The organism is Carboxylicivirga longa, from assembly GCF_050589825.1.
GTDB classification, from domain to species: domain Bacteria; phylum Bacteroidota; class Bacteroidia; order Bacteroidales; family Marinilabiliaceae; genus Carboxylicivirga; species Carboxylicivirga longa.
The window spans coordinates 314,057-321,339 of record NZ_JBNGOZ010000003.1; the positions used below are offsets into that span (position 1 = coordinate 314,057).

At 44.9% G+C, this 7,283-nt stretch carries 7 protein-coding genes; 5 read left to right on the top strand and 2 right to left on the bottom strand.

The genetic code is table 11. The features are described 5' to 3' along the window. Window positions 1-379: 379 nt before the first annotated feature. Window positions 380-886, bottom strand: a complete 507-nt coding sequence (locus ACRD7A_RS04420) for a ferritin (RefSeq protein WP_430811201.1) — start codon at window positions 884-886, stop codon at window positions 380-382. A gap of 207 nt (window positions 887-1,093) precedes the next feature. Between ACRD7A_RS04420 and accC the strand changes: the two genes are divergently transcribed. From accC to ACRD7A_RS04435, 3 genes are read left to right on the top strand one after another with little or no spacing between them, the layout of a single operon-like run. Next, the gene (gene accC / locus ACRD7A_RS04425; RefSeq protein ID WP_430811202.1) at window positions 1,094-2,629 is read left to right on the top strand and encodes an acetyl-CoA carboxylase biotin carboxylase subunit; all 1,536 of its coding nucleotides are present in this window, start codon (window positions 1,094-1,096) and stop codon (window positions 2,627-2,629) included. 11 nt (window positions 2,630-2,640) lie between these two features. Further along, complete coding sequence (locus ACRD7A_RS04430; protein ID WP_430811203.1) at window positions 2,641-3,147, top strand: biotin/lipoyl-containing protein; 507 nt, start codon at window positions 2,641-2,643, stop codon at window positions 3,145-3,147. A 17-nt stretch (window positions 3,148-3,164) separates the two neighbouring features. Further along, window positions 3,165-4,703 carry an acyl-CoA carboxylase subunit beta gene (locus ACRD7A_RS04435; RefSeq protein WP_430811204.1) on the top strand — a complete coding sequence of 513 codons (1,539 nt, stop codon included), beginning with the start codon at window positions 3,165-3,167 and terminating at the stop codon, window positions 4,701-4,703. A gap of 72 nt (window positions 4,704-4,775) precedes the next feature. Here the strand turns inward: ACRD7A_RS04435 and ACRD7A_RS04440 are convergent, their stop codons facing one another. Continuing rightward, a complete protein-coding gene (locus ACRD7A_RS04440; protein WP_430811205.1) occupies window positions 4,776-5,147 on the bottom strand; it encodes a hypothetical protein in 372 nt (123 codons plus the stop codon). A gap of 142 nt (window positions 5,148-5,289) precedes the next feature. Between ACRD7A_RS04440 and xerA the strand changes: the two genes are divergently transcribed. Both xerA and ACRD7A_RS04450 read left to right on the top strand, forming a co-directional pair. Further along, on the top strand, window positions 5,290-6,663 hold the full coding sequence (gene xerA / locus ACRD7A_RS04445) for a site-specific tyrosine recombinase/integron integrase (protein ID WP_430811206.1): 1,374 nt from the start codon (window positions 5,290-5,292) through the stop codon (window positions 6,661-6,663). A gap of 296 nt (window positions 6,664-6,959) precedes the next feature. Next, window positions 6,960-7,283 (top strand): hypothetical protein (locus tag ACRD7A_RS04450; protein WP_430817928.1); only part of this gene is annotated, 324 nt, incomplete at its 3' end.

Sequence of the window (7,283 nt, forward strand, 5' to 3'; positions counted from 1 at the left end):
CCTGGAGTAAAAGACTTTCCCTCCTGATTTTTTAGGAGGGGTGACTACAAGATAGGGCAATCACTTCTATAGATTTAATCCCTTCAGGATTCCAAAATAATTTCGTTTTAATATGCCTCGGATTACATTCGGGGCTATTTGAATTAAACCACATTTGTGGTTTGCATATGCAATAGTCCTAATAGGATTCATTATAAATGAGCCCCGTACGAAGTGCAGTGGGTATGATTGGAGATAGTATTAACAATTATAACCTAATTGTATTTTAAATGCAATTACCCTTGCCGACGGACAGTGAAGTTTATTAATAAAAAAAGCAGTTGCCTCAAAATCATTGAAGTAACTGCTTTTATATTTTTACCCATATTGGTTTCAAATGCTACTCAGCACTGGCGGGTACTTGTCCGCGCATGCCCATAATATCGCGATCGAACATATACAGGTTATGATCGCCCAGTAGGTTTAGCTTATCATTGATGGCTGACACCGAAGCTTCCTCCTCAATCTGCTCATTTACAAACCACTGAATCCAGTTGTGGGTAGTAAAATCTTTTTCTTCCAAACACACGCCCACAATACCGTTAATCAGCTCTGTTACATACTGCTCGTGCTCCATTACCTGAGCAAATACTGCCCTGATATCCTTATACTCAGACGGTGGCTGCTCAATGGAAGGAATAATGGCCTTGCCCCCACGCTCATTTACATATTTTATAAACTTCATCATGTGCATGCGCTCCTCTTCGGCTTGTGCATATAACCAGTTGGCAGTACCTTCATATCCGCTTGTGTCGGCCCACACAGCCATGGCCAGGTATAAATTTGCCGAATAAGCTTCCTTTTCGATCTGATTAACCAATATTTCTTCTACCTTTTTCTTAAGCATAACATTTACAGTTTAAGTTTTCAATAACAAATATACACTTATTAAACCAGTCAATCGGCCGCCTGTTTATGCCTTCACTTATTTATAATCATTCCACACAAAATAAGCACAGCACTGGATGAAATAACAGAAAGCTGCATCTTGATGTATCAGAATTTAAGATCTTTTAATACTGTTCAGAACAATTTGGGCGCTAATTTTTTATAAATGAAACCTTTATTCCATTTTATGATTAAAAAAGTATTAGTGGCCAACCGTGGCGAAATCGCTGTTCGCGTGATGCGCTCGTGCCGCGAAATGGGCATCAGCTCAGTCGCCATCTTCTCCGAGGCCGACCGCACGGCCATGCACGTGCGCTATGCCGATGAGGCTTATTGCGTAGGGCCTGCTGCTTCAAGCGAAAGCTACCTCAATATGGATAAAATTCTGGAGGTGGCACGCACAACAAAGGCCGACGCCATTCATCCGGGCTATGGCTTTTTATCAGAAAACGCACAATTTGCCGAGGCCGTTACCCGTGCTGGCCTTATCTTTATCGGTCCCTCGGTACATGCCATCAATACCATGGGCGATAAGCTCACGGCCCGACAGCTGATGATTGAGTCGGGCGTGCCGGTGGTACCGGGTACACAGAAGAATATTGACGATCCGGATCAGCTAAAACGCATTGCCTCCGATATGGGTTATCCCATTATGCTAAAGGCTAGTGCCGGCGGTGGTGGTAAAGGCATGCGCCTGGTGCGGCACGAGAAAGAGCTGGTTAATGCCTATAACATGGCCAAGTCAGAGGCACGCGCCGCCTTTGGCAACGATGCAGTTTACATCGAGAAATATATTGAGTCGCCCCATCATATTGAATTTCAGATTATGGCCGACAGCCATGGTAATTACGTGCATCTGTTTGAGCGCGAGTGCTCTGTACAACGGCGTCATCAAAAGGTAGTGGAGGAAACCCCATCGCCTCTGATGACACAGGCGCTGCGCCATACCATGGGACAGCAGGCCATCGCCGCGGCCCAATCGGTTGACTATGTGGGAGCCGGAACCGTTGAGTTTCTGGTGGATAATGACTTAAATTTTTATTTTCTGGAGATGAATACGCGCCTGCAGGTGGAGCACCCCATTACCGAGCGCACCACAGGCATCGACCTGGTAAAAGCACAAATTAATGTGGCCATGGGGCTGCCCCTCTCCTTCCGCCAAGACGAGCTAAGGCAGCACGGCCATGCCATTGAGTGCCGCATCTATGCGGAGGATCATCAAAACAACTTTATGCCCTGCCCCGGCGTGGTGAAAAACATTACGGAGCCCATGGGGCTAGGCATGCGTACCGATGGTTATGTGTATGAGGGCTATGAAATACCCTACCATTACGACCCAATGATTTCCAAGCTAATAGCCTGGGCTCCCACCCGCAGCGAAGCCATCGACCGCATGAAACGTGCCCTCTACGAATATAAAATTACGGGCGTTAAAACATCCATTCCCTTTGTAGCCCGCATAATGGAGGCGCCTGATTTTGTCGACGGCAACTACAACACGCACTTCATCGAAAAAAACATGGATTACCTGATGAGCCACGAAGACGACTGCGCCCAGACCTGTGAGGACATTGCCCTGTTTGTGGCTTTTCTCGACTACACGGAGAAGCTGAAGGCAGCGGCCGACAAAAGTAATGTGGCGACACCCAATCAATCGGCCTGGAAAGAATATGCACGACGAAAAAACATATTACGCCTGTAAAACTAGTAACTATGCCCATTGAGTTAAAAATAAATACACGACGCGCCCGCATCAAAATACTGGAGCAAGAGGGCTCACAATACAAGGTGGATATTGATGGTCGTCTTTATCACCTTGATCTGGTTAAGGTGGAGGCCGACACCTACTCCATCCTCATGGATGGCCGCTCCATTAATATGGAAATGATAGAAGGCAACACCCTAAATGAGTATAAGGTGAATACCATGGACAATTATTACGAGATTGAGGTAATTGATGCTGCCACACGTTACCGCAACGCCTCCAAAGCCGCCATGGATGCAGGAAGCAACATTATTTCCACCCCCATGCCAGGTAAAATTGTGAAGATACCGGTGCAGGAGGGCGATACCGTAGAGCAAGGACAGACCCTGATTATAGTGTCGGCCATGAAGATGGAAAGTGAATATAAAAGTCCCATCGATGGCATGGTGAAACGCATTTATGTAAAAGAGGGAGATGCCACAGAGGGCAATCAGCCCCTGATAGAAGTTGAATAAGACCTTAGTTGAAAGATATGCAAAGATTAGAGGATAAATACAAGAAATTTGAAGCCCTCAATAAAGCGGCAGAAGCCGGGGGCGGACCTGAGCGTAACGAGAAACAGCACAAGGGTGGTAAGCTAACGGCACGCGAGCGCATCAACATATTTTTAGATGCCGGCACCTTTGTAGAGCTGGATAAGCTGGTGAAACATCAGTGTACTAATTTTGGAATGGAGAAAAGCCACTATCCCGGCGATGGTTTTATCACGGGCTATGGCAAGGTAGACGGCCGGCTGGTGTATGTTTTTGCGCAGGATTTTACGGTGTTTGGAGGCTCACTAAGTCGATCCAACGCCGATAAGATCATCAAAATATCGGAGCTGGCCCTGAAGATGGGCGCACCCTTAATTGGCCTAAACGACTCGGGCGGGGCGCGCATACAAGAAGGTGTGCAAAGTCTGGCCGGCTATGGCGACATCTTTTACCTGAATGTAAAGGCATCGGGCGTAATACCCCAAATATCGGCTATTATGGGCCCCTGCGCTGGCGGTGCCGTGTATTCACCGGCGCTTACCGACTTTATTTTTATGGTAAAAGATACCAGTTATATGTTTGTTACCGGACCGGATGTGATTAAGACCGTTACGCATGAATCGGTTAGCAAGGAAGAGCTGGGCGGTGCGGCTACACATAACACCAAAAGCGGAGTGGCTCATTTTATGGCCGACGACGATGAGCATACCCTGATGATGATACGCGAGCTACTCAGCTTTATTCCTTCCAACAACATGGAAGACCCGCCCGTGCTGCCCACCACCGACAATATACGGCGCGAAGAAAGTGCCCTGCAGGAACTAATACCGGCCGATCCGAACAAGCCCTACGATATGCTTGATTTAATAACAGCGGTGGTCGACAACAAACACTTTTTTGAGGTAATGCCCCATTATGCCCGTAATATCATCACCGGATTTGGGCGCATGGCCGGTCGATCGGTGGGCATTGTAGCCAATCAGCCCAACTACCTCGCCGGAGTACTCGATATTGACTCATCCATTAAGGGTGCCCGCTTCGTTCGCTTCTGCGATGCTTTTAACATACCTGTAGTTACCTTTGTGGATGTGCCGGGCTTTTTGCCGGGTACCGTGCAGGAGTATGGTGGCATTATTAAGCATGGTGCAAAGCTCTTGTATGCCTATGCCGAGGCCACCGTACCTAAAATTACCGTTATCACCCGTAAGGCCTACGGGGGTGCCTATGATGTAATGGCTTCGAAACACCTGAAAGCCGATATTAATCTGGCCTACCCCACCGCCGAAATAGCGGTGATGGGTCCCGAGGGAGCGGTCAAAATCATCTTCAGGGGGGAAAGTGATGAGCAGGTACATGGGAAACATGTGGATGATTACCGCGAAAACTTTGCTAACCCCTACCGGGCAGCCGAACTGGGCTATGTAGATGAAATTATACTGCCCAAAAACACGCGCTTTAAACTTATTCAGGCCCTGGAGATGACCCAAAACAAAAGCGAGGCAGCACCACTAAAGAAGCACGGCAACATACCCCTGTAATCCCAAGTTGAGACGCGGGGTGATAAATGGAACTTTCAGAACTTACTGCTAATAATGTTTTGGTCAACCCCATCAGGCTTTCATATAATCCTGCCATTGCACCAAAACATATTTATCCACCCCGTGCTCATTGCTGGCCATAAATCCGTACTCGTAACAAAAGTAATAGGTATTTCCATTTTTGGCCTGCCAGTAATGCGTATGGTAACGCGGATCAAAGCCATCGTCCATTATATGGGCACGGCGCACCACCGATTTCCCGGCTTTGTTATAGGCCTTGAGCAACCTACGGTTGGTCTTCAGCTGACGGTCGATGACCAGAAAGCGCGTATCCTCGCTGTGCTTATGTTGCTGATAGTGATAAGCTGACTTGCAGTAGGGCGAACAATATTTCTTATCGCTTCGCCCTTGCAATAATTCATGACAATACAGACAATGGGCCATGCTACTATCGGTTGATTTACCCGTCTATTATACGCATAATTCGACTGTTAGTCAAGGTTTTTGTCCCATTTTCATCGATATTGCATAGTAGTGTTTCTCCAATATCCGAGTTAATACTTTGTTGAATTTAAAGCAGAGCACCATGAAACCTGTTATTGCCATTATTCCCTTTAGTCACAAAACAACACCGCTTATTAAGTTAAGTTTTCAGGGCGACAAGACTACTGAACAGCACTTAAAACAGTTAGATTTTGTTTACTACAGTCAGTTATACAGCTGCTACTACACCCGCTTTCGCAATGAGTATTTAGAACGTTTGTTTAATGCCCTTGGACAGCATGTTATCTTCAATATTGATAAAATAAAGAAACGCGGCATGGGCGATGTACTCAACAGGCACCGCAAGTCTTTTGAACCCTCCCTCCCAGTCATTACCCTATCGCTGGCTAATAAAGCCTGTTACTTGCTGCTTCCCACACCCTATCAAAGGCAGTGGGTAGTTTTTATACACGGTATAGGAGGGGTATATGAATATCGGCGACGGATTTGGGTCATTGAAAACTATGCTACAAAACGCCTGAAGATACATACTTACTTTGAGCAGCAGGGCTGTAAGATTCAATACAATAACCAGCGAGATATCAAAGTATTATCTCATTTAAAACGATCATCTCAAGCCCTTGATAAGGAACTGCTTCAACTTAAAAAAGTAATGACATTACAGGGTGCACAAAAGCGTACCATTGATAATTACCTGAGTCAGCTTAATAAATTAAAAAACTACTATGAAGGTAAGTCAATTACTGCCATCAGTGATGATGAAATACAGGATTATCTTTTCTTTCTGCGCGAAGAATTAAGCTACTCGCGATCGGCCCAGAATATTGCCATCAGTGCCATTAAGCGCTTCCTGCTTTCCTTTACTGAACGCGAACTGGATACCGATAAGATTCCCCGCCCCAAAACAGGCCGTCAGCTACCAAAAATACTCGACAAGAAGGAGGTAGAAGCCATTTTAAAACAACAAATATACCTTAAGCACAAATGCATACTTACTCTGTTGTATGCTGCCGGACTTCGCTGCGATGAGCTGATTAAGCTGAAGGTTATTGACATTAAATTCGATAACAATATTATAACCGTTAAGAACGGCAAAGGCGATAAGAGCCGCATTGTTCCGCTGGCTGCTAAATTAAAAGACATGCTGCTGCGCTACATACGCAAAGAGCGCCCCCTGTTGTATCTTTTTGAAGGACAACACGGCGGCACCTACAGTGCCAGCAGTATACAGAAAATACTAAAGCGCACTGCCGTAAAGGCCGGCATTGACAAGCGTGTTACACCCCACATGCTTAGGCATTCCTTCGCCACCCACTTGCACGACAAAGGCGTTGACATACGAAATATACAACGCTTATTGGGCCATAGCAGCACCAAAACAACTGAGATATATACTCATATATCTAAACGCGATATAAGTCAGCTAAAAAGCCCGCTGGATGACTTGGATGTGTAAATAATATTGGTTTATTTTACGTGGCTTTTTATAGTGATAATTTTATTACTATTAATGCATAATTGACTTAAGTATGAAGGATGGCACGTGGCGCAGGCAATATTACATGATTAGAGAACTCTATTATCCGAGTGTAATTGAGGAGGCGAAGCTGAATTAAAATCTCACTCTCCCTTTTTTAATCTATACTAATGCCACCCCAAAAACCGCCTTTTTTGCCTTCACCTTCCATAAGCGTATATAAGTCATACGCTGCATACAAACAAGTTGGGTGGCATTAAAACAAACTGATACAGATGAATAAGCTCATACTTTTTGTTTTGCTTTTTGCATTATTATCCTGTACAAATAGGATAAATAAAAATCAGACAAAGACAGAACAATCAGACATTAAAAAGGAAGTACAAATTAATCGACAAGACTTCAAGACTGAAAATATTGAATTTGCATCTTATCTTGAATTAATTCCAAAACTTGAACTACCAATTGAGAAAATGTGTTATGACAATTTTGCAAGTCCAACCCTAAACCTCGATAATTCTCTAATCAATAAATTTAGACCAGAGGGAGCAGGTATATATGGTAAATTTTCAATCAATGAGAATGTCATTGCTGTCATT

Bases quoted from the DNA above. Each gene is read 5' to 3' on its own strand.
- ACRD7A_RS04420 (WP_430811201.1), bottom strand. From the start codon at position 886: ATGCTTAAGAAAAAGGTAGAAGAAATATTGGTTAATCAGATCGAAAAG.
- accC (WP_430811202.1), top strand. From the start codon at position 1,094: ATGAAACCTTTATTCCATTTTATGATTAAAAAAGTATTAGTGGCCAAC.
- ACRD7A_RS04430 (WP_430811203.1), top strand. From the start codon at position 2,641: ATGCCCATTGAGTTAAAAATAAATACACGACGCGCCCGCATCAAAATA.
- ACRD7A_RS04435 (WP_430811204.1), top strand. From the start codon at position 3,165: ATGCAAAGATTAGAGGATAAATACAAGAAATTTGAAGCCCTCAATAAA.
- ACRD7A_RS04440 (WP_430811205.1), bottom strand. From the start codon at position 5,147: ATGGCCCATTGTCTGTATTGTCATGAATTATTGCAAGGGCGAAGCGAT.
- xerA (WP_430811206.1), top strand. From the start codon at position 5,290: ATGAAACCTGTTATTGCCATTATTCCCTTTAGTCACAAAACAACACCG.